General features: G+C 68.5%; 1 pseudogene. It reads left to right on the forward strand.

Annotated features, from left to right (window positions below):
* Positions 1-1143: pseudogene (locus EN884_RS36570) on the forward strand (autotransporter outer membrane beta-barrel domain-containing protein); the annotation flags it as partial.

Consider the following 1143-nt stretch of genomic DNA (forward strand, 5'->3'; position numbering starts at 1 on the left):
ATCGCACAGTCGGTCGGCGGCGGCGGCGGCAATGGCGGCGGCGCCATTGCCATTGGCGGCCTGGTGGGTGTGTCGGTAGGCGGATCAGGCGATGCGGCGGGTGACGGCGACAAGGTGAATTACAACGTTGCGAACGCCAAGGTCACCACGCTCGGGGACGATTCCATCGGCGTGCTTATGCAGTCGGTGGGCGGCGGCGGCGGCAATGGCGGGTTTGCACTTTCCGGCTCGACCGTCGCAGCAGTGGGCGTCGGCGGCAGTGGCGGCAAGGCGGGTAAAGGCGGCGTGGTCGACGCGACCGTCGGCGGCACCGTCAACACCTCGGGGGATCGGTCGACCGGCATCGTTGCCCAATCGATCGGCGGCGGCGGCGGCAATGGCGGCTTTTCCGGCGCTGCCAGCTTCGGCGCCAGTGTGGGTGTCGGCGGCAGTGGCGCAGGCGGCGGCGATGCCGATGCCGTCACGCTGCGCACGGCTGATGGCGCGATGCAATCGATCACCACGGACGGCGCGGATTCGGCCGGCCTGATCGTGCAGTCGGTCGGCGGCGGCGGCGGCAATGGCGGCTTTTCCGGCACACTGTCGGCGATTGCCGGCTTCGGCATGGGGGGAAGAGGCGGCGCGGCCGGCAAGGGCGTGGCGACGGAAGCCACCTATAATGGTTCGGTCGAGACTTTCCGCGAAAGGTCGGCCGGTATCATCGTGCAATCGATCGGTGGCGGTGGCGGAAATGGCGGCGGCCAGTTCGGCCTGAGCGTCAACGCAAGCGTGGGCATCGGTGGTTCGGGCGCGGGGGGCGGCGAAGCCGGGACGGCAAAGTTCTTCTCGACGACAACACTTGACGTCACGACCCATCAGTCGGACTCGGCCGGCGTCATCGTGCAGTCGGTCGGCGGCGGCGGTGGCAATGGCGGCTTCTCGTTGAACGGCGCGGGTCTTGTGGCTGCTGTCAGCATCGGCGGCAAGGCCGGCACTGCCAGCGACGCCAAGGCAGTGACGGTCGGCATCAATTCAGGGCTGATTCACACGCTTGGTGACCGCTCCACGGGTATCATCGCCCAGTCGATCGGCGGCGGCGGCGGCACGGGCTGGACCGTCGATGTCACCAATGGCGCGGCGGTACACACCGAAGGTGTCCAGTCT

The sequence above is a fragment of the Mesorhizobium sp. M7A.F.Ca.AU.001.01.1.1 genome (assembly GCF_004022735.1).
Lineage (GTDB): Bacteria > Pseudomonadota > Alphaproteobacteria > Rhizobiales > Rhizobiaceae > Mesorhizobium > Mesorhizobium ciceri.